We start from the raw sequence: 21,298 nt of genomic DNA, 5'->3' as shown, positions 1-21,298 counted from the left end.
GTGTTTGAAGAAAGTTGATTTTCCCGTCGGGGACGACCCTGGCGCTCATCGAAAAACTGCGGGACGGCCCGCATCCCCTCCAGGGGTTATGCCATGTTCGAAAAAGTCCTGATTGCCAACCGTGGCGCCATCGCCTGCCGCATCCTGCGCACCTTGCGCGAACTGCAGGTGGCAGGTGTTGCCGTGTATTCCGAAGCCGATGCCGCTAGCCTGCACATTCTGCAAGCCGACGAGGCCCATTGCCTCGGTGAAGGCGCGGCCGCTGGCACCTACCTCGCGGTGGAAAAAATCCTCGCCATCGCCAAAGCCACCGGCGCCACCGCAATCCATCCCGGCTACGGTTTTCTCTCGGAAAACGCCGCATTCGCCGAAGCCTGCGAAGCCGCCAACATCGCCTTCATCGGCCCGACGCCGGAACAACTGCGGGTGTTCGGCCTCAAGCACACCGCCCGCGCCCTGGCCAAACAACACGGCGTGCCGATGCTCGAAGGCACCGAGTTGCTCGACAGCCTCGATGCCGCCTTGATCGCAGGCGAACAAGTCGGCTATCCGGTCATGCTCAAAAGCACCGCCGGCGGTGGCGGCATCGGCATGCGCGTGTGCCGCAGCGCGGCCGAGTTGAGCGAATCCTTCGAGGCGGTCAAGCGCCTCGGGCAGAACAATTTCAGCGACGCCGGCGTGTTCATCGAGAAGTACATCCAGCGCGCCCGGCACCTGGAAGTGCAGGTATTTGGCGACGGCCGTGGAGAGGTGATAGCCCTCGGCGTGCGCGACTGTTCGGTGCAGCGGCGCAACCAGAAAGTCCTCGAGGAAACCCCGGCGCCGAACCTGCCCGAGGGCATGGCCGATGAACTGTGCGCGGCGGCGATCAAGCTGGCCAAGGCGGTGAACTACCGCAGCGCCGGCACCGTCGAGTTCGTCTTCGACAGCGATGCCCAGCGTTTCTACTTCCTGGAAGTGAACACCCGGTTGCAGGTGGAGCACGGCGTCACCGAGCAAGTCTGGGGCGTCGACCTGGTGCGCTGGATGGTGCAACTGGCTGCGGGTGATCTGCCGCCGTTGAGCGAGTTGAGCCGAGGTTTGAAAGCTGACGGCCATGCGATTCAGGCACGACTTTATGCCGAGGATCCGGGACGGGATTTTCAACCGAGTCCGGGCTTGCTGACCGCCGTTGATTTTCCCGTCGCCGACGGCAAACAGCTGCGCATCGACACCTGGGTCGAGGCCGGTTGCGAGATCCCGCCCTACTTCGATCCGATGATCGCCAAGGTCATCAGCTGGGCATCGACCCGCGAACAAGCGGCTGCCGATCTGCATCAAGCCTTGGGTGACAGCCTGCTGTACGGGGTGGAAACCAACCGTGACTACCTGAGGCAGATTCTGCTCGATGCGCCCTTCGCCAGCGGCCAGCCGTGGACCCGTTGCCTGGAAGGCCTGGAGTACCGGGCCAACACCTTCGAAGTGCTCAGCGCCGGCACCCAGACCAGCGTCCAGGACTATCCCGGCCGCCTCGGCTACTGGGCGGTCGGCGTGCCGCCATCGGGGCCGATGGACAGCCGTGCGTTGCGCCTGGGCAACCTCCTGCTGGGCAATGACGAAGGCGCCGCAGCGCTGGAAATCACCATGAGCGGGCCGTTGCTGCGGTTCAATTGTGATGCGGTGGTGGCGGTGACCGGTGCGCAGATTCCGCTCACGCTAAATGGTGAATCGGTGCCGATGAACACCGCGCTACTGGTTCCGTCCGGTGCGTCTTTGAGCCTCGGCACGATCGCCGGCGCTGGTGCGCGCAGCTATCTGTGCGTACGCGGTGGCTTGCAGGTTCCGGATTATCTGGGGAGCAAAAGCACCTTTACCCTCGGTCAGTTTGGTGGGCATGGCGGTCGTGCCTTTCGGGCGGGTGATGTGTTGCATCTGCCGGCGTTGAACGACCGTAGCGTCGGTGCGCAACTGCCTGAAATCGCAGAGTTGCCCGCCGTACGGCAAATCCGCGTGATCTACGGCCCACACGGCGCACCGGAATACTTCACCGAAAACTACATCGGCACCTTCTTCGCCACGCAGTGGGAAGTGCACTTCAACTCCAGCCGCACCGGCGTGCGCCTGATCGGGCCGAAGCCTGAGTGGGTGCGTGCCGACGGTGGTGAAGCCGGTTTGCACCCTTCGAATATCCACGACAATCCATATGCCATTGGCGCGGTGGATTTCACCGGTGACATGCCAGTGATCCTGGGGCCGGACGGCCCAAGCCTGGGCGGTTTCGTGTGCCCGGTGACGGTGATCGAAGCGGATCTTTGGCAGCTGGGCCAGCTCAAGGCTGGGGACAAGGTGCAGTTCCACCCAGTCGATCTCAAGACCGCCCGCACCCTCGCCTGCAAATGGGAAACCTGTAGGAGCTGGCTTGCCAGCGAAGAGGCCCTAACAGACACCGCATCAACTTCTTCGCTGGCAAGCCAGCTCCTACAGGGGGATGTGTCGCCTGTGGTGCTGGATTTGGGCCAGGGGGATACGCGACTGGTCGCGAGGCTGTCGGGGGATACTCATCTTCTTCTCGAAATCGGCGCCCCCGAACTCGACCTCGTCCTGCGCTTCCGCGCCCACGCCCTCATGCAAGCCCTGGAAAGCAAACACCTGCACGGCGTGATCGACCTGACCCCGGGCATCCGCTCGCTGCAAGTGCACTACCAACCCGAGCAACTTCCGCTCGCCGATCTGCTCGGCATCGTCGCCGGCGAATGGGACGCCGTGTCCGCCGCCAAGGACCTGCAGGTGCCCTCGCGCATCGTCCACCTGCCGCTGTCCTGGGACGACCCGGCCTGCCAGTTGGCGATCGAAAAATACATGACCACCGTGCGCAAGGACGCCCCCTGGTGCCCGAGCAACCTGGAGTTCATCCGTCGCATCAACGACCTGCCGAACCTCGATGAAGTGCAACGCACGGTGTTCGACGCCAGCTACCTGGTGATGGGCCTGGGTGACGTCTACCTCGGCGCACCGGTCGCCACTCCGCTCGACCCGCGCCATCGCCTGGTGACCACCAAGTACAACCCGGCGCGCACCTGGACCGCGGAAAATTCGGTGGGCATCGGTGGCGCCTACATGTGCGTGTACGGCATGGAAGGCCCCGGCGGTTATCAGTTTGTTGGACGCACTTTACAGATGTGGAATCGCTATCGCGAAGTCGCCGCGTTCGATGGTAAGCCCTGGCTGCTGCGCTTCTTCGACCAGATCCGTTTCTACCCGGTCAGCGCCGATGAACTGCTGCGCATCCGCCGGGATTTCCCCCTCGGGCGTTTCGATCTGAACATCGAGCACAGTCAGCTGAACCTGGCGGATTACCAGGCGTTTCTGACGCAAGAAGCCGAGACCATCGCGGCCTTTCGCGATCAACAACAAGGCGCCTTCAACGCCGAACGAGAGCGCTGGATCGCCAGCGGCCAGGCGCATTTCGACAGCGAAGAGCTGGTTCCAGAGGCGAGCGAAGACGCCCCTCTGGCCAACGGTCAACAGAGCGTCGACAGCCACATCGCCGGCAACCTTTGGCAGGTTCAGGTCGAAACCGGCAGCCGCGTCGAGGCCGGTGACGTGCTGGTGATCCTGGAGTCGATGAAGATGGAAATCCCGCTGCTCGCGCCGATGGCCGGCGTGGTGCGCGAGATTCGCGTGCAGCCGGGTTCGGCAGTGCGTGCCGGACAACGCGTCGTGGTGCTTGAACTCGACTGAACCCCTTTCGAAAGGACGAATAGCATGAACATCAATCTGCAACTCGACGCCCTGCGCAACGCCTACCGCGACGGCAGCACCACGCCTCGTCAACTGCTATCAAGCCTGCGCGATAAAGCAGCGGCACTGAACCCGGACTATCACCTGTTCATCCATCTGCTCAGCGCCGAAGAACTGGAACCCTACCTCGCCGCCCTCGACGGCCGCGACATCGACAGCCTGCCTTTGTACGGCGTGCCGTTCGCGATCAAGGACAACATCGACCTGGCGGGCATCACGACCACGGCGGCCTGCCCGGCATTTGCCTACGTGCCGCAACGTTCGGCGACCATCGTCGAGCAACTGCTGGCCCTGGGCGCCGTGCCGCTGGGCAAGACCAACCTCGATCAATTCGCCACCGGCCTCAACGGCACGCGCTCGCCCTATGGCGCGTGCCCCAATAGCGTGTTGCCGGAATACCCGTCGGGCGGTTCCAGCGCCGGTTCTTCCCTGGCGGTGGCGCTCGGTGTGGCGAGTTTTGCCCTGGGCACCGACACCGCGGGCTCCGGGCGCGTGCCGGCGGCGTTGAACAATCTGGTGGGGATGAAAGCCACCAAGGGCCTGATTTCCACCGCGGGCGTGGTGCCGGCCTGTCGCACGCTCGATTGCGTGACGACCTTTACCGCGACCGCCCGGGAAGCGAGTCAGTTGCTCGCATTGACCGCCAAACTCGATCCACGGGACAAGTACAGCCGCGCTAATCCGCTGTGGAATGACGGCTCGGCGTTCGGCGCAGTGCGTGGGTTCCGTTTCGGTGTGCCCCGTGCGCAAGACCTGGAATTTTTTGGCTGCGCTCAAGGCCCGCAGCTATTTTCCGATGCGATCGATCGACTCAAGGCCCTGGGTGGCGAAGCGGTGGAATTGGACCTGTCGCCCTTTCTCGAAGCGGCGCGTTTGCTCTACGAAGGCCCTTGGGTGGCCGAACGCTACAGCGTGGCCGGCGAATTGATGGAACACAATCCCGAGGCCGTACTGCCTGTCATTCGCGCCGTACTGGCCAAGGCCCCGGCCGTCACGGGCGTGCAGACCTTCCGCGCCCAATACCGGCTGCAAGCGCTGAAAGCCTTGTGCGACAAAGCCCTGCAAGGTCTCGATTGCGTGGTCACGCCGTCCATTGGCCGCCCGGTCACCCTGGCAGAACTCGACGCCGAACCGGTACAGCGCAACTCCGAACTGGGCTACTACACCAACTTCATGAACCTGCTCGACTACGCCGCCGTCGCGGTGCCCAGCGCGTTCATGGACAACGGCTTGCCCTGGGGCGTGACCCTGTTCGGGCGGGCGTTCACCGATCAGTATCTGTTGAGCCTGGCCGATGGATTGCAGCGCCAGCAAGGACTGGCGGCCCCGGCACCGACCGCCGTTGCGCGCCATGACCGCGCGCGGCTGGTGGTCTGTGGCGCGCACCTGGATGGCCTGGCGTTGAACTGGCAGCTGAAACAGCGCGGCGCGCGCCTGGTGGAAACCACGTTCAGCTCGGCCGATTATCAGCTGCATGCGTTGGCCGGTGGCCCGCCGTTGCGTCCGGGCATGGTTCGGGTCAAGCACGGCGGCGTGGCGATTGCCGTGGAAGTCTGGGAATTGCCAAGCAGCGAACTGGGTTCGTTCCTCACCGGCATTCCGGCACCGTTGGGGCTGGGCAAGGTGCAGCTGGCGGATGGTCGCTGGGAAAGCGGATTCATCTGTGAGGCTTATGGATTGGAGGGGGCAGTGGATATCAGCCATCTGGGCGGATGGCGCGCCTACCTCAAAACTCTAGCCTGACCCCGCCCCCTGTAGGAGCTGCCGCAGGCTGCGATCTTTTGACTCTGTTTTTGATCGCAGCCTGCGGCAGCTCCTACAGGGATTGTTTGCGTCATGCATGGGAACGACCATTCGCGACGCACATGGAGCAGTTATTTCCCGCGCCAGCCCTTAGAATGCTTGCCATCGGATTGCTGACAATGGAACTGCCATGCCACTTCGTTCGCCGCTGTATTCCCAACGGTCGTTGGTCCTCACGTTGGTCGCGTTGCTGGGCGCAGGCTTCCTGGCCACTTCCTTTCTCAGTTACTACGCCTCGCGAGCGTCGATCCGCGACAACATCGTCAACACCGAGCTGCCGCTGACATCGGACACCGTCTACTCGGAAATCCAGAAAGACCTGGTCCGGCCGATCCTGATTTCCTCGATGATGTCCCGCGACACCTTCATGCGCGACTGGGTGGTCAATGGCGAACGCGACACCGGGCAGATGACCCGCTACCTCGACGAGGTCATGACCCACTACGGTGCCTACACGGCGTTTTTCGTCTCCGACGCGAGCCTCACCTACTACCACGCCAAGGGTGTGCTCAAGCAGGTCAAGGTCACCGAACCCCGGGATGCCTGGTACTTCCGTGTGCGTGACATGAAGGATCCCTACGAGATCAACGTCGATCCGGACCTCGCCAACAAGGACAACCTGACCGTCTTCATCAACTACAAGGTCTACGACTACCACAACCGCTTCATCGGCGCCGCGGGTGTCGGGCTGACCGTCGATGCGGTGATCAAGCTGATCGACAAATACCAGCAGCGCTACCAGCGCAGCGTCTACTTCGTCGACACCTTCGGCCGCCTGGTGCTCACCGGGGCCGAGGGCGGGCCACAAGGCGCCCTGGCCGGGCAGACCCTGGCCGAGCTCGACAGCATGAAAAACCTGCTCAGCCAACTGCCCAAGCCCCACAGCGGCAGCTACGAATATTCCGGCCAGGGCCAGGGCCATTTCCTCAACGTGCGCTTCATCCCGGAACTGAACTGGTACCTGTTCGTCGACAAGCGCGAAGACGGCGACCTCAGCGACATCCGCCGCTCGCTGTACCTCAACCTGCTGATTTGCCTGATCGTCACACTGATCGTGCTGGCCCTGCTCAACCGCGTGATCAAGCGCTACCAGGGACAGATCCAGACCCAGGCCACGCTCGACAGCCTGACGGAACTGCCCAACCGCCGCGGCTTCGACCTGCTGGCCGCGCAAGCGATGCATGAGGCCCAGCGTGAACCCAGGCCGCTGACGGCGCTGCTGCTGGACCTGGACCACTTCAAGGCCTTGAACGACACCTATGGCCACCTGGCCGGCGATCAGGTGCTGATCGGCTTCGCCCGGGACCTGGAAAGCTGCCTGCGCCACTCCGACATCGTCTGTCGCTGGGGCGGTGAAGAATTCATCGTGCTGCTCAAGGACACCGACGGTGACGGCGGACAGGTGATCGCCGAGAAAATACGCCAACATGTGGAGCGACAGCCCTATGCGTACAATGGCCACCGCCTGCAACTGACCGTCAGTATCGGCCTGACCACCCTGCAGCCCGATGACACCTTGCACACCCTGCTGTCCCGGGCCGATCATGCGATGTACCGGGCCAAACAATCGGGCCGCAACCGAATCTGCGTGGAACTGCCTCAACCTGCCTATGAAAAAGCCTGACCTCTGCCCCGCCTGCGGCGCAGCCAACGACTGCACCCTGGCCGACCCGCGAACCGCTGACCGGGCCTGCTGGTGCTACGGCGTCAGCATCGACCCGGCGGTGCTCCAGGCGCTGCCCGCCGAACTGCGCAACACAGCCTGCCTGTGTCCGCGTTGCGCCGAGGTTGAGGCGCAGTTGCAAGCAACGCCGCCGTCGATCAAGTAAGATGCGCGCCCCCTTTCTTCACTGATCCTCACGTCATGCGCGTCGACCGTTTTCTCAGCAACCTGCCCTGCTTCAACCGCAAGCAGGTGCGCCTGTTGCTGGTGGAAAAACGCGTCCGGATCGACGGCAAGACCGTCAGCGATCCCCACACTGACGTGCGCGAATTCAGCCGCGTCGAAGTCGACGACCAGGTGCTGCAAGCCGGCAAGCCGCTGCGTCACTTCATGCTCAACAAACCCGCCGGCTGCGTCAGTGCCACCCGCGACCCGCAGCACCCCACCGTCCTCGACCTGATCGCAGAACCGGACAAGGATGATCTGCACATCGCCGGGCGCCTGGATTTCAACACCACCGGCCTGATGCTCATCACCAACGACGGCAGTTGGTCGCGACGCCTGACCCAGCCGCAGACCAAACTGGCGAAGGTCTACTACGTTGAAACCGAGCAGGACATCGGCCCCGAATACGCGATCACCTTTCGCGAGGGGTTGTACTTCGCCTTCGAAGACCTCACCACCCAACCTGCCGGGCTGGAGCTGCTGGGCCCGAAATGCGCACGCCTGAGCATCGTCGAAGGCCGCTACCACCAGGTCAAGCGCATGTTCGGTCACTTCGACAACAAGGTGCTGCGCCTGCATCGCGAATCCATGGGCCCACTGGTGCTCGACAACGCGTTGAAACCGGGTGAATACCGCCCGCTGAGCGTTGATGAGATCGAATTGATCTAAGCAGCCTACCGCTGAGCAGAAGTTGTCGAACAATTTGCCAAAGGCACTTGCGCGATGACGTGACCCCTGCTTGAATCAGGACGTCGGCCGAAATGTGACCGATGAGTCACAAGCTGTATCTAAGAAACTTTTTGCCGGTAGGGACCCTTGGGTTCCGGCCTCACCCGGCAAACTGCCCGCCAATAACAATACCCGTCGACCGGACTGCATTGGATCGACATGGGCTAACAATTTCCAGGGCGTATGCCTACCTGTCACAAAGCTCGTGCAATCTCTTTTGCGCGCATACCCGCTTGCCAGGAGTCTTATGACATGAGGCCAGAAATCGCTGTGTTGGATATACAGGGTCAGTATCGGGTTTACACGGAGTTCTATCGCGCAGACGCCGCAGAGAAGACCATTATCCTGGTCAACGGCTCGATGGCCACGACTGCGTCGTTTGCTCAAACCGTGAAGAATCTCCACCCGCAGTTCAATGTGGTCTGCTACGACCAGCCCTACGCGGGCCGGTCCAAAGCCCACAACCTGCACGAGAAATTGCTGACCAAGGAAGTCGAAGGGCAGATCCTCCTGGAGCTGATCGACCACTTCGCCGCCGAACACGTGCTGTCGTTTTCCTGGGGTGGCGCCGCAACCCTGGTCGCCTTGGCCCAACAGCCTCGGCGCATCGAAAAAGCCGTGATCAGCTCGTTCTCCCCGGAGATCAATGCGCACATGCTCGACTACCTCGAGCGCGGTGTGGATTACCTGGGCAGCCGTGACGGTGACCGGGTCGGCAACCTGGTCAACAGCACCATCGGCAAACACCTGCCGACGCTGTTCAAGCGCTTCAACTACCGCCACGTCAGCAGCCTGGCCGATCACGAATACGGGCAGATGCACTTCCACATCAGCGACCTGCTGCACAGCGACCGCCAGTGCTTCTTCAAGGCGGCGCAGAAAATCAACGTACCGGTGCTGTTCATGAACGGCGAATGGGACGAATACACCGCCGCCGATGGCGCCCGGTTGTTCGCCGACCACGTGCAAGACGCCACCTTCACGACCCTGGGCGCTACCGGCCACTTTCTCGACATGGAACACAAAGCCGCCTGCCGAGACAGCCGCAACGCATTACTGGGGTTCCTGAAGCCGGCACAGCACGATGCCCGACCGCGTTACCACTACGTTCAGGACCACCATGCATTGTCCCTCTGAAACAGCGTCATCGCGAGCAAGCCCCGCTGCCCTTACGTAATCCGTAGGCGCGAGGCTTGCCCGCGAACGACCGTCACAGGGTCCATGCATGTGCTTCACCCGCGCTAAAGCCATCAAACGCAAAGAAAAACTTCATTTCCACGCGCACATCTGGTACAAAGTCTCCGCTCTGAGCGGGTGTCGTATAATGGCATTACTCCAGCTTCCCAAGCTGATAACGAGGGTTCGATTCCCTTCACCCGCTCCACTATTTTCAAGACCTGTAGCTGTGTCCAGTCTGTACCGCATCCCACTGGGGGCCGTATGGGGGGACGTTTGATGAAATCAGTCGCAAACAGCCGCAAAGCCTGACCCCAACCCCCGTATAGGTGCCAATCCTAAAATCCGTGGAGGTTCGAAAAAAAAGTAATATTAGTAATATCTCATCCGAAAATCGGCTACAGCCCTTGTAAATCAAGGCGTCCAGCCGATTCAGGAAAAGGCGATATTTAAGCGATAGGATGGCGATAGTATTACCTTTCTATAAAGCTATATTTCTATTCTTTAAAACCCAATGAATCCGGGGGTTTGGCAGAAATATTACGTTTCATATCGCTTCATATTACCTTCCCTTGTAATACCGAGAGCCCAGTAAAACCGGGGCCTCCAGTCCCATTGCCACCCCCGTATAGCTGATATCGCTCTTTTTGAAACGACCACCCTCCCCTTAAGAATCAATCTCAATAAAACGACTTTTTTCCACAGCCGCCCGAAGTCTTATTTCCCCCCAAAAAGCGCCTAAACTGGACAAGTCTCTCCCAATGACGGAATTCGGAATGAAATCGTGAACGTAGAATGGGAAAAACTCTCGCCAGTAACGGGATGGACAATCGTTGTTGAGGACGATCCAACACTTCGCATGTTGATGGTCGATATCTTGAGCGAGATCGGACTCCGCTCATTGGACTTCGAAACCGCCGATGACGCTCTGGTCTACCTACTGAGCATGCCGGAGGGTTGTCCGCTGGTGATCGCGGATCACGGTTTGCCAGGACAAATCCAAGGTGCGGAATTCATAGAAATGGTGAAGGCGAAATGGCCCTCTACCGCTACGATTCTCACGTCCGGCTACGCGCTGGATCCCTCAATTGTGCCCTCCTCAACGACGTACTTGGACAAGCCTTGGTCTCTGAATGACTTGGTGATGGCTGTAGCAAACCTGCTTCAACCTGGTCGCCCCCTCGGAAAAACGTCGTGACGGTTTGTGCAATCGGTGCATTTGCCTAAAGTCCCATTCTACAAGGGCTACAGCTCAGAGAACGGCACCTTGGCGTGAGGACCACGCTTCGCAAAACGCAGTCCTTCAGAAATTGAAAACTAGCCAAAAACTAAGTTTTTCAGTTTTTCAATCAATGAAACGGGGCACTCCAGCGTTATCCCTTCCACGACCGCCCCGTGCGCTGCACTGCAATCGCGCTGCATTTCCTTTCAAAACATTGCACTCTGTGAAAATGGCGATCGCCTGCAGAGCCCCAGGGCCCGCGTGGGCTACAGGTTCGTTTGCACTACATCGGAATTTGCACAAAAAACGGACGCAAAGCCCGTCGGCGGGAGGGGGATAAGTGCTTTTTCTTCCACTTTTTTCTTCTCGCCCGCTATTTTTGTCTGGAGCAGCACCTGGTCGTCACCATCGGCCCCCTCATCGGGTGGTTAGAGGCAAAATGCTCTCGTCGTCGTATACTGTGTGTATATACAGTATTCGACTTAAATTGAGAGGATCTCCTGATGATCCAGGAACAGATTGAAACACCTATCGGGAAGGTCGCCGCTCTGGCGAAGTGGAACGATTTGCTGAGTGACGAAGCTGCGTTGCTCGCAGCACCGGGTACCCACCACAAAGCGCTGCTCGATCAGGCCCATCATCTTCACAGGGCTCATGTGATCGACGGGGATGATCTCAGTGATCTCCTGGAACAAGCCGACGGGGCCCTAGCCTACGCAATCGAATCATTGATCAACCACCTGGACGAGTAACTGGCTTATGCACATGCTGGTAACCCCCATGCGACGGCTTGGCGTAGCGCTCGATCCGAAAGAACGGCGTCGCTATCCAGCGATCAAGGGAAATGTGATGGTGAATTCTGCGGTGAGCGCTGAGCTCGGCCGTAGCGCGAACGTAGCCCGCGTAGAAGTAGGTATGCCACTTGAACCCGATCCCTTGCCCCAGCTGCTGGATGCGACACTTTCGGGAATGGCTGTGACTGGCTTTGTACTCAGCGGCATTGAATACATAGATGGCTGCGCCTATGCACAGTCCTGGTGGTGCCGCCTAGAGTGATCCTAGACTTTGTATCCTTCGGATTGAGAGGTAAGCAGACGGTTTTGATTTGCGGCGTTTGGGGGCTCAGCCGTGATAGCTTTGAGCTATGATGCCCCCATCGAATTACCGGTCTTAAGGAAAAGTGATGCTAAACAAAGAAGTGGATCTTCTTATCAATGAAGACAAAGTAATTACTTTCTCCAGCACAAATCAACTTAAAGACTTTATATCAGCCGAACTAAAACAATGGGCTTGGCTCAAGTCGCTTCCAGATGAAATAACTGCAGCAGGCCAAAAGCTATATGAAATTATATTTGCTCGCCAACTGAATCAATGTCTACATGAACAGGCTGACACTCTTGACGATGATCCTAAATTTCACCTAGGTCGACGGTTTCAACCAATAATACTGAGCATCAGTGCTGACGGGCAATTAATAGACAAGATCAAAGATAGATTTGGAACAATTGCAGGATTTATGGCGGTCGTATTCATTAATATGACGAATAGACACGCAATGATTGAGTACCCAATAATCAAGAGCGCCGTAGAGATACCAGGGTTTGCATATGAAAGAATAGCAGCCATACAGGTAATTCTAGCCCATCAGAACGCCGACAAAATTATATCGAATAGTCACATCGAATCCATACACCTACAGTATGCAGAGTTTGAATCGCGCCAAACGGAAGTAATGGGCAGAATGAATTCCAGCGCTGAGTTATTTTCCTCACAAATTGATACCTTAAGGGTGAATGTAGAAAAAGCCGCTTCCAAGGTTAACTTCAACTTTAAACGGCGAATTGGGCTGTGGCGGAAAGTCGCAAGACAAACGTCGACCGATGCTAAAGCGAAGCTGGACGCCGCGCAAAATCACCTTAACTCTGCACAAGCTGCATATAGAGCGCAGATCGACCTAAGCGACTCCGTCAAGCACTGGGAGGATCGAAAAACCTACCATCAGAAACACAAAAACCTCTGGTTTGCGGGAGTTATAGCAAGCATGATTTCGACTTTCGCGGCCATGGTGATTTATTTTAAGTATGGAGGTATGTTAGCGCTTTCCAATCTTCCTGTTTCCAGCATCCAACCAGATTACTCCACGCCAGTCGCGCAAATCTCCGGCGCTCTGCTCCTAATAACTCTTATGGGCATCGTTATCAGAATTACGTTGCGACAGTTTAACTCGCACTCTCACCTAGCGCTGGAGTCACAAGAAAGAATAATCTTCACTAAAACGTATCTAACTTTAATGCGCGACGGAAAGTTAGACTCCGAGCTTGATAGAAGGCTAATTCTTGAAAGCCTGTTCCGTCCAACTCAAGCTAATGGTGCCTCAGAAATAACGTTCTCCCCGCCACTGGAAATGATTTACAAGGCAATCAGCGAAAGGAAATGACAAACTAGTAATAGAAAGCCCGCCATATTGGCGGGCTGGCATTTCACACATTTATCCCTAATCGCAACATGCGCTTGCGCATAGCCGCGGCTACTTCGTTCAGCTCTGCATCCGTGATTACCCTGGAGAAAATGGCAACCGCAGAAATATCAACCTCGCCACCAAAGACAGCTGTACCACTACCAATATGAAACACAGAATCGGCAAGCGCACGGGCCCGAAGATCGGTACCTTGGACCATGGTGTTCCTGGTGAGGTTCTGGACCTTGGTCGCCATCGCCGAGCTGGTTCGCAAAACGCGCAGCCCCCAGTCGGTTGGAACCTCCCCATTTCCCACACTCGTTACCGCCGACGTGGCCCCCCCAGTGTCGTTAGCTCGGGCCGCACCACCGGTGACTGTTGCAGGCTGTACGTGATAGAGCGAAGTACCGTAGGCAGTGCCTGCCACCCCTTCCGTCACCGAGGCCCCGCGATAGTTGCCGACGTAGAATGGAGTAGTTGCGTCGCCCGTCGTAGATGCTCCAGCCGGAATGGGTGCTGCAGCTTTACCGACCACGATCAGCGTTTGCCCGTCGGTTTCCCGCACAGAAGTCCTCAAGTAGTTGACCAGACCTTTGAATCGACCGTGCGTTGGGTACGCTACCGGCGTGCCGACAATGACCGCATCTGGTTTGTCCTTCGCCCGGTTGAAGAAGAAGCGCTTTGCGTCAGTGTCAAAGGTGAACCAGGCCTCCAGCCCTTGCTCAACAGGAACGTTAATCTTGGTGTGCCATGGGCCGATCTGGTTGGACTTGAGTTTGATACCCATCGAGTAATTTCCTTGTGTGAATCGGTCAGATGATGTCCAGGGCTGCGGCTGCCACGAATGGCGCCATTGCCTGATACAGAGCGTGTCGAGAGGCGCCGATCGGATGAACAGCGTCACCCCAGTCGCCAACGTTGAACCCGTCATTAGCGGCGTCCGCTGTCGAGTAGGAGTAGGCAGCCTCGGGATTGGTCATTGCCCACAGCGGCGCAATGATGGTGTCGGGGTCCGCACGATCAGCAGCGCATCGCTGCATGGCGCGGATCAATGGCGCATAGCGGTTCTTCCATAGCTCGTTGCGCACATCGTTGAAGGCAGTCCCTGGAAGTGTGCGAATGATCTTTGCCGCCGGCCAGGCCTTGCGGATCTGGTCATTGATGATCCGGTCGTTGGCATACACGTGGTCGTAGATTGTCGCGTCCGTGCGGTCCCGGACGTCGTTGGTCCCCAGGGCCTGGATCACCACGTCGGGAGCGTCGAAGCCGAATCGGGCCTGGTAGAACGCGGCGTCGAACACATACCCATTGCGCACGATGTCGGCTGAGTCGCCTGCAGTGGCGGCGCGCAGGAACGGGTTGATCGGCCAGCGCTCTTGTTTGCCCAACTCTCGATAGGCTTGTTCTCCCCCGGGCGCGATGATCTTCACGCGATCGGTAATCGCGAAGGTGAAGTCGCCGGTTTCCCAGCCCTCCCGGCATTCACCCCACTCACCGTCCTCGACGGTGTTGGCCGTGGATACAGCCGATCCGCCGATAGTGCCGATGAACGTCGCATCGATGCCCATGGCTGCCAGGTTCTGTTTAAGCAGGGTGCCGCCTTGACGGTTGCCGATGCTGTCGCCGATGAACAGGATCTTGACCGGTACGGCCGGCGATTGAGTCGGGACGTTCTTCAGCGTCAGCGCCATGAAGCGCCGCTGGTCGGCGACGCCTGTGGCGCGCAGGTTCAAGACGGCAGCAGGCCCATAGGTCAAGGCATTCACCGCCAGTGGTTTGCCGGTTGCTGCCATTGCGGTGGTGGTGCTCGATACGGTGGCGACGACGTCCTGCCCCCGCTCGCGATGTGTGAGCAGGCACTGGGGATAGATGTAGGCGTCCTGGTGCTCCGCCGTCGCAATGACCGGGGCAAAGAGCAGACCGTCATCAAACGGCGACTGTGGCTCGACTTCGCTTTCAAGCGGCGGAACCGCGCACAGATCCTGCAGGATGGCGTCCTCTGCATCCACGACCAGGATTCCCGGGCAAAACGTCGGCTCGATCTCCAGACCACCGAGCAAGATCCGACTGCTGTCGGCATACAGAATCAGCTCGCCTTCCGCGCCCTCAATCGTGGTGACGCCATCTTTGGAAGCGATCGAAAAGGCCGGCGTTTGAAAGAGGTCATCGGTGATGCTGACCATCTGGGCGTCTTCATCATCGAAGACCTCCAGGTGCGTGTTCGGAGTACTCGAAGTCTTGACCAGGCGCCGTACGGCCTCGATCGCATCTGCGGTCGGGTAGCGGCGCAGCTCGACAGCAACGCCCGCTTGGTTCTGGTAGGTAATCAGATAGGCACCATCGACCGGGCTCAGTACCTGGAACGTTTCGCCGTTGGAAGTGTTCAGCAGCCCCTCTTCCACGCTATCGGCAGCATTGGCCTCCTGCAGGGCAATGTCTCGTGCCGCTTCCGCCCGATCGGCTGCCTGTTTTACTGCGGCCACGCCTTCGTCCAGGTCATTGAGCTGGACCTGAATACGGTAGTCCCGCACGCCTTGGACTACGCGCAGGTCATACAGACCGTTGGGCGCGGCGAATTGGATCTTGCCGGCGTCATCCGCCTTGAACGGATTGCTCAGGGAAACGCCATTGGCCTTGTACAACCCCTGGACGAGTGATTCCGTACCGCGCTGGTACACATAGCAAGTGGCCCCGGGCAGCGCGTTGCCCTGGTCGTCCTGGGCGAAATAGTTCTTGAGTTCCAAATTAGGCTCCGGTGATGGGCGTCAATTGCCCAGAAAGTTGTGCGCCGGTACCGGCGTGACCGGCGAAGCTCGCCGCGTTGGTTGGGACTGGGCTGGATCCGTGCTGATGGCTGGCGATGTCGGTATTCATCTGGATGACCACGTCGATCAGATCGCACAGCACCTGCAGCACGTTCACCGACTCAGATCCGAGCCAGGTCGTGGGTGCAATGCTGCGGCGGGCGCCTTCGATACGCTCCTGCAGCTGGCCACCCACTGTCAGGTTCAGCTTCTGGCCCACCACCTGGTTGAGGTCGCGACCACTGGCCAGATGCAGATCATCCAAAGCGGCCAGGCTTGCGGCACCGCCAGACAACAGCTTGAGCGCGCCGATCGCCTCGATCGCCTTGATGCCTCCAACTGACTCGGTTGAATGGTCGTCCACCGTCACCGTGCTGCTCTGGTGGCGCTCGACGTTGCTCAGGCTCTCCACCTCGCGATCGATCGACTTGTCCAGGATTCGGCCATCTGTCTGGCGCAACCAGTTGCCGTCGGCATCGACGCGCTGCTGGGCGGCGTCGCTGTGCTGCCACACCTGGTCACCTTTCGGCACCTTGGGCAGGCTCAAGCCGTGCGGCAGGATCGCGTGGATAAATGGCTTGCTTGGCAGGCCGTAGGCAAATGACACGACCACGCGGGTGCCTTCTTCGGGAAAGGCGAAAAACCCCATCTCGTCGCCACCCATCGGCATTGGCAGCGGCACACCGGCCAACACCGGCAGCGCCGGATCCGGCTCGTCGTCCTCGCCCAGCAGCTCGAGGTCCACCGCAAAGCGCGGACGGAAGTCATCGCAGATCCCGGCGCCGGCCGGGGCGTCCGCCACACCGACCACCCGGGCAAAGCGCGGCAGGTGATAACCGCCGGTGAGTTCGGGGAATTGCCGCTCTACGCTGCGGCGGATTGCGTCTTCCATCGGATCGCCATTTGGTTGCCGGTGAGCGTCACCTGAGTGATCCGCTCGCCTTGGTTGATGGATGCACCTGGTCGCAACCCGGGAAGGGCCGCAATCATTGCGCTCTGGTTGTTTTGGTAGCCGTCGAACAGCGCAACGGGCAGCTGCAGCGGCGATCGGGAGCCAAAGAAACTGTCGGCCCAACTGCCCACAAACACCTCACCGTCGCCTTGCTGTTGCCACATGAAGTCAGCGATCCCGAACACCCGGGCCAAGCTGTCCATCGCCTGGTAGCCGGCGGCCAGGTTGTAAAAGAACGGGGCTTTAACCTTGGCGTAGGCCTTGTCTGGAACTCGAAAGCTCAGCCCGGTTTTCTGGTTGATGTCAGCCAGCACGGTGCTCAGGTCCGCATGGCGCAGGTTGATCGGCAACGGCTTGGCCAGGATCGCGGCCAGCTCGCGACAGAACAGCACCTGCTCGATCGCATTGGACGAAGTGCAGCGCTCGACGTAGCCGATGAAATGGCGCTGCAGCGGGTTGTCGTTGTAGCCAATATCCAGTGTCACCAGCCCTTTCACCGGCGCCGCTGCTTGAATGGTCAGCGTGGCGCGGCCGGGGGTGCGCAGTTCAAGGCGCACGTCGTCGCTCACCAGGGGGTAAACGACACCGCCGATGGTCAGCACCTTGTGCAATTTCATGCTCATGACTCACCGCCCAGGTACTTATCCAGTTTTTTCAGGGTGGCTTCGAAGCCGGTGAGCTCCTGACCTGGTGCGTCGGCTCCACCGCCACCTGCACCTGGTGCAGTCACGGACTGGCCCGGGGCGCCTTGTTGTGTCACCGCTTTGCCGGCGCGACGTGCCTCCACCCGCTCAGGGTTGGAGAGCTTTTCCGCCAGCGTGAATTGCACAAGCCAAGCTCTCACCGAGTCGTCTTCACGGGCGCTGACGCCGTCGGTGAACTGCACCTGGCGGACGCCAAACGCAGCCGCGGTGTCGTTGACTACCCGATAGGTTTTCAGCTCGCCACCGGTGCCCGTCGACTCGGCCAGGCTCATCAGGTTGCGCAGGTGCCCCGCATCGACGAAGGGGATCAACAAGGTGACGGCCAGTGTCTTGGGCTTGAATCCCTTGTGCGCCGAATCGGTGTTGCTGGTCTGCCCCGACAGGTCGTCGCTTTCGATTCGCAGGTTGGCGGTGACCTTGAGGTTTTTGCCGCGCACCTCTTCGCCATCGAGCAATAAGGTCATAGGCCCACCAACTCGCGCACGAACGACAACCCCTTCAGGGAGCCGACCAGGAGCACGCCGGCGGACAGTCCCCACTCATGACCAGGGGCTTCGCCCTGCAGCAGCTGGTGACGCAATTCGGCGGCATTCCCGGGACCAATCAGCCGCGCGCGCATGCTGTCGTCGGCGGTACCGCCGGCGAACTGCGACTTGAGGTCGGCCAGTTTCTGCGCCTGTGCCTGGGCCTGGCTGGCTTTGCGGGCAGCCAGCTTTGCCAGATCCGCCATCGGCGAACTGTCCGCATAGCTTTCCAGTGCCGACAGCTGACCGTTCAGGGCTTGCGTGGCGGCCTTGGTCACGGTGCAACGTTCCAGCGGCAACGCGCCCCAGCGCGGCAGTGTGCCGGCGGTGGGCAATTCCCACTTTTCCGCGTCCAGGGCGAACAGGTTTTTCGCTCGGCGTTCGGCGCGCTGCAGGTCTGACATAGGCAGCACGGCATTGAATCGGGACAAGGTCGCCGCGAACTTGTCGTAGCGCGTGCCCAGGAACATCACGGCCAAGGCATATTGCGAACCGGCCGGACGGCTGTCGTCGCCGGTGTCCTCGAGCTTCTCGCCCAGCTGCTGCAGCAGGTTGGGCGCGGACAGGTAACGCTGGTAACCACGGCCCTGCCCCACCCCGCTTTGAAATGGCGTCACCACCAGGCAGGCCGGCACTTCGCCCAGGGCATCGGCCAGACCCGCCCGGCCAGCGGCCACGGCGGATTCTGCTGCAGCACCGACCGGACCTGGTGAAGTGGTGGCCAAGTCAGCCAGACCTGCCAGGCGTTGCCCGGTGCTGGTCAGCTCGCTGCTGGCCAGAGCCTTCGCCGCCTCAAGGTCGTCGAGCCACTGGGTGGACTGCTCCGGCCAGCGCAGGGTGATGGGAGCCCAGGTCATACCGGTGCCGACTCCCACGCCACGGCGTTGATCGCGTCCAGATCCGAAGCCGATCGCGCCGTTGCCAGGGCTTGCTTGAGTTCGTTGGCTTTGCGCAGGCGCTGCAGCTTGAACTCGGTGAATTCGTCGCCGATCTCACGCAGCTGCTCGCTGGTGTGCTCCAGGAAGGCTTTGGTGCCGGACCCATCGCGGCAGGCGTAGAAGCCACCCAAGCCGCGCAGGATCATGCCGGTCAGGTTCAACTGATCTTCCAGCTCGGTGTCGTAGAAAAAGCGATCGCCCAGCACCGACGACCAGAACCCGCCGGTGATCTCCTGCAGACACGCGGTGTTGACCATGGCCAACTGGGCGACGTAACGCAGTTCGATCACAGCCGGGATGTCATCGATCCAGTGACCGTTGCCCCAAATCTGCCCCGGGCCTGGCTTTTCCAAGGTGTACCCCGTCGGCAGCGAACCGGCGCGCTCGATCACCAGTGGTTCGCGGGTCACGATGTTGTACGCCGTCAGCCCCTGGTATGAGTCGACCAGCTGCCAGCGACGACCATCCCAAAACGCTGCCTTCTTTGCCGGTACCGCCGGCGGGGCAACTTCCACACACCCGCCGGGGATCAGCCATACATCCGGTTCCAGCGGCGAACGATCGGCCACGGCGGTTCCGGTGAAGATGCCTAGGTGATCGGTTTGGTAGACGATTTTCGTGTCCATGGGATGGCCTCAGTATTTGATGCACGCGAGGAACGCGATGTTTTGAGGGCGGGTTTCGCCTCCACCGGTCGCGTTGATCGTGATGGCGTGGGAGTGGTCGACCGCAGCGTTGATCGTGATGACGTGGGAGTGATCGCCCGCTGCGTCGACGGTGATGTTGTGGGCGTGCGCGCCTTCGGTGGACGTCGTTGAGAGAGAGCCGGCGACTTGAGTGACGTCATCGCCGGACGCCAAGAGCTCGCCTCCGATCATGCTTGGGTTGGTGGAACCCTCTTTCACCGTGTGAGCGTGGGCGCCTTGGGAATCGCTGGACGCGGTGTGGCCGTGGTAACCGGCCGCACTTGCACTGCCGGTGTGGCTGTGACTGCCTGCCGCGCTGGAGCTGCCTGTGTGGCTGTGGCTGCGAATCTCATCAGCCTGAAAGCTGCCGAGCACTCGGCCGACATCGATGCCCCGGCCATCGTCCAGGACACGGATGAACTTGCCGCGTGGGTCCGGCAGGTTGAACGTGCTGACACCATCGCCGGTGCCGTAAGTGGTACCGATCTTGGCGAACAAGGCTGCATAGACCGTGCGCGATACCGCTGCACCGTTGGCCCGGAACCAACCCGGCGGTGGCGTGGCCATGGCAAAGGTGCCGATGCGGCCGACCTCGGAGTCTTCGATAATCTTGCGCAGCGCCTTGAGCGCCTTGGTGGTGGCCAGGATCTCGCTACTGTCGGTTCCCGGATCGTCGCTTTTGGCGTTGGGCAGGTTGCCCAGCTCGACGTCGTCTTTGGTCGTAGCACGGGCGCGCAGGCCCTCGTAGTCGCCATCGCGCAGGGCGATCCGTTTGACCAGGGCGTCGGTGATGGGCTCGCTTTGACGCTGGTCGGTGATGTCCCCCGACACCGCCACGCTGGCCAGCTCCACCACGTAGTGGGCCGTTCCGTTGCTGTCGGCGTAGTCGGTCTGCGCCTCGCCAAACACCACCTTCCAGACGGCAACGGTGTCACTGCCTTCGCGGGCCAGTGCTACGTCCAGCCAGGCTTTGGCCGGCAGTGCCGGCAATTGCACCTGGACAGGCTCAGGCAGTTCGACGCGGATCCCTTCCACATACGCAGTCCCTGCCTTGAGCTGATACAACCCGAAGCCGTTGCGCTCCATCTGCAGGCTGTTGGCCAAGTAGCAGACACGGCCAAAGACGTCACGATTACTCATGCGCTCGCGCCGATCGATGCCGTTCAGGCGCACTGTGAAGTCGTGTTGCCAGGTGCTGGCATCCACGGTGACGCCGGTCAGCGCCTGGGCACCATTAAACTCCACCAGGAAGTTACGGGTGACGTTGTTGCCGATCTGCAGCGGCGGGATGTTCTTGCGCTTCTGCTGTACCGGGACCGTGGCAACAGCCAGCAGCACGCCTTCGGCGGCTTCCAGGCCGATCCAGTTGAAGTCCCAGTCACCCACATCAGAGCCCACCATCAGGCTGTAGATCACCTGGTTGGGGCTGACATAGCCTTTGCGGTCATAGACTTTGGTGTAAACGATCTGGTCTGCCGGCGGCTTGCCGGCGGATCGATCAACCGGCGCATTCGGATCAAGGCCAGGAACAAGGGCCAGTACGAAGCGAGCGATATCAAGTTTCTCCCCAGCGCCTTGTTTCTGGGCAATGAGGCTTTCGCCGGCAAGGGTAATGCTCGCTCCCATGGGGGCTC

At 60.1% G+C, this 21,298-nt stretch carries 18 protein-coding genes and 1 tRNA gene; 11 read left to right on the top strand and 8 right to left on the bottom strand.

Going from position 1 to position 21,298, the window contains the following annotated elements; all coding sequences use genetic code 11:
- The first annotated feature begins 93 nt into the window (after nt 1-93).
- The 11 genes from uca (at nt 94) to SOP95_RS07700 (ending at nt 13,035) form a co-directional block, all read left to right on the top strand.
- The gene (gene uca / locus SOP95_RS07750; protein ID WP_323606728.1) at nt 94-3,720 is read left to right on the top strand and encodes an urea carboxylase; all 3,627 of its coding nucleotides are present in this window, start codon (nt 94-96) and stop codon (nt 3,718-3,720) included.
- A gap of 24 nt (nt 3,721-3,744) precedes the next feature.
- Nucleotides 3,745-5,523 carry an allophanate hydrolase gene (gene atzF / locus SOP95_RS07745; protein ID WP_323606727.1) on the top strand — a complete coding sequence of 593 codons (1,779 nt, stop codon included), beginning with the start codon at nt 3,745-3,747 and terminating at the stop codon, nt 5,521-5,523.
- Nucleotides 5,524-5,713: 190 nt separating this feature from the next.
- Nucleotides 5,714-7,207 carry a sensor domain-containing diguanylate cyclase gene (locus tag SOP95_RS07740; RefSeq protein ID WP_323606726.1) on the top strand — a complete coding sequence of 498 codons (1,494 nt, stop codon included), beginning with the start codon at nt 5,714-5,716 and terminating at the stop codon, nt 7,205-7,207.
- Nucleotides 7,194-7,412, top strand: a complete 219-nt coding sequence (locus tag SOP95_RS07735; protein WP_323606725.1) for a cysteine-rich CWC family protein — start codon at nt 7,194-7,196, stop codon at nt 7,410-7,412. Before SOP95_RS07740 ends, SOP95_RS07735 begins: the two co-directional genes overlap by 14 nt.
- A gap of 35 nt (nt 7,413-7,447) precedes the next feature.
- A complete protein-coding gene (locus SOP95_RS07730) occupies nt 7,448-8,140 on the top strand; it encodes a pseudouridine synthase (RefSeq protein WP_323606724.1) in 693 nt (230 codons plus the stop codon).
- Between the two features lie 312 nt (nt 8,141-8,452).
- Nucleotides 8,453-9,337 carry an alpha/beta fold hydrolase gene (locus SOP95_RS07725; protein WP_323606723.1) on the top strand — a complete coding sequence of 295 codons (885 nt, stop codon included), beginning with the start codon at nt 8,453-8,455 and terminating at the stop codon, nt 9,335-9,337.
- A 173-nt stretch (nt 9,338-9,510) separates the two neighbouring features.
- Nucleotides 9,511-9,584, top strand: a tRNA-Gly gene (locus SOP95_RS07720).
- A gap of 576 nt (nt 9,585-10,160) precedes the next feature.
- Nucleotides 10,161-10,574, top strand: coding sequence for a response regulator (locus SOP95_RS07715; RefSeq protein ID WP_323606722.1), 414 nt, complete (start codon nt 10,161-10,163; stop codon nt 10,572-10,574).
- A 527-nt stretch (nt 10,575-11,101) separates the two neighbouring features.
- Nucleotides 11,102-11,350 carry a hypothetical protein gene (locus SOP95_RS07710; RefSeq protein WP_323606721.1) on the top strand — a complete coding sequence of 83 codons (249 nt, stop codon included), beginning with the start codon at nt 11,102-11,104 and terminating at the stop codon, nt 11,348-11,350.
- Between the two features lie 7 nt (nt 11,351-11,357).
- Nucleotides 11,358-11,654 carry a hypothetical protein gene (locus SOP95_RS07705; RefSeq protein WP_323606720.1) on the top strand — a complete coding sequence of 99 codons (297 nt, stop codon included), beginning with the start codon at nt 11,358-11,360 and terminating at the stop codon, nt 11,652-11,654.
- 127 nt (nt 11,655-11,781) lie between these two features.
- Nucleotides 11,782-13,035 (top strand): DUF6161 domain-containing protein, encoded by a 1,254-nt coding sequence (locus tag SOP95_RS07700; RefSeq protein WP_323606719.1) that lies wholly within the window; start codon nt 11,782-11,784, stop codon nt 13,033-13,035.
- A gap of 43 nt (nt 13,036-13,078) precedes the next feature.
- Here SOP95_RS07700 and SOP95_RS07695 read toward each other — a convergent pair whose 3' ends face one another.
- The 8 genes from SOP95_RS07695 to SOP95_RS07660 are packed head-to-tail and all read right to left on the bottom strand — an operon-like array spanning nt 13,079 to nt 21,290.
- Nucleotides 13,079-13,843, bottom strand: a complete 765-nt coding sequence (locus SOP95_RS07695) for a hypothetical protein (RefSeq protein WP_323606718.1) — start codon at nt 13,841-13,843, stop codon at nt 13,079-13,081.
- Between the two features lie 25 nt (nt 13,844-13,868).
- Nucleotides 13,869-15,800 (bottom strand): SGNH/GDSL hydrolase family protein, encoded by a 1,932-nt coding sequence (locus SOP95_RS07690; RefSeq protein ID WP_323606717.1) that lies wholly within the window; start codon nt 15,798-15,800, stop codon nt 13,869-13,871.
- A gap of 1 nt (nt 15,801) precedes the next feature.
- Complete coding sequence (locus tag SOP95_RS07685; RefSeq protein WP_323606716.1) at nt 15,802-16,752, bottom strand: hypothetical protein; 951 nt, start codon at nt 16,750-16,752, stop codon at nt 15,802-15,804.
- Entirely contained in the window at nt 16,725-17,435 is a 711-nt protein-coding gene (locus SOP95_RS07680) for a hypothetical protein (protein ID WP_323606715.1), read from the bottom strand. Before SOP95_RS07680 ends, SOP95_RS07685 begins: the two co-directional genes overlap by 28 nt.
- Nucleotides 17,432-17,980: a baseplate complex protein gene (locus SOP95_RS07675; protein WP_323606714.1), complete on the bottom strand. Its 549-nt coding sequence runs from the start codon at nt 17,978-17,980 to the stop codon at nt 17,432-17,434. Before SOP95_RS07675 ends, SOP95_RS07680 begins: the two co-directional genes overlap by 4 nt.
- Nucleotides 17,977-18,897: a hypothetical protein gene (locus SOP95_RS07670; RefSeq protein ID WP_323606713.1), complete on the bottom strand. Its 921-nt coding sequence runs from the start codon at nt 18,895-18,897 to the stop codon at nt 17,977-17,979. Before SOP95_RS07670 ends, SOP95_RS07675 begins: the two co-directional genes overlap by 4 nt.
- Nucleotides 18,894-19,604 (bottom strand): DUF4376 domain-containing protein, encoded by a 711-nt coding sequence (locus SOP95_RS07665; RefSeq protein ID WP_323606712.1) that lies wholly within the window; start codon nt 19,602-19,604, stop codon nt 18,894-18,896. Before SOP95_RS07665 ends, SOP95_RS07670 begins: the two co-directional genes overlap by 4 nt.
- Before the next feature lie 9 nt (nt 19,605-19,613).
- Nucleotides 19,614-21,290, bottom strand: a complete 1,677-nt coding sequence (locus SOP95_RS07660) for a phage tail-collar fiber domain-containing protein (protein ID WP_323606711.1) — start codon at nt 21,288-21,290, stop codon at nt 19,614-19,616.
- Between the last annotated feature and the right edge of the window lie 8 nt (nt 21,291-21,298).

Source organism: Pseudomonas sp. YuFO8, assembly GCF_035065025.1.
GTDB classification, from domain to species: Bacteria; Pseudomonadota; Gammaproteobacteria; order Pseudomonadales; family Pseudomonadaceae; genus Aquipseudomonas; species Aquipseudomonas putida_AE.
The sequence above is the reverse complement of the archived record's forward strand: the minus strand, read 5'-3'. Positions and strand labels throughout refer to the sequence as shown.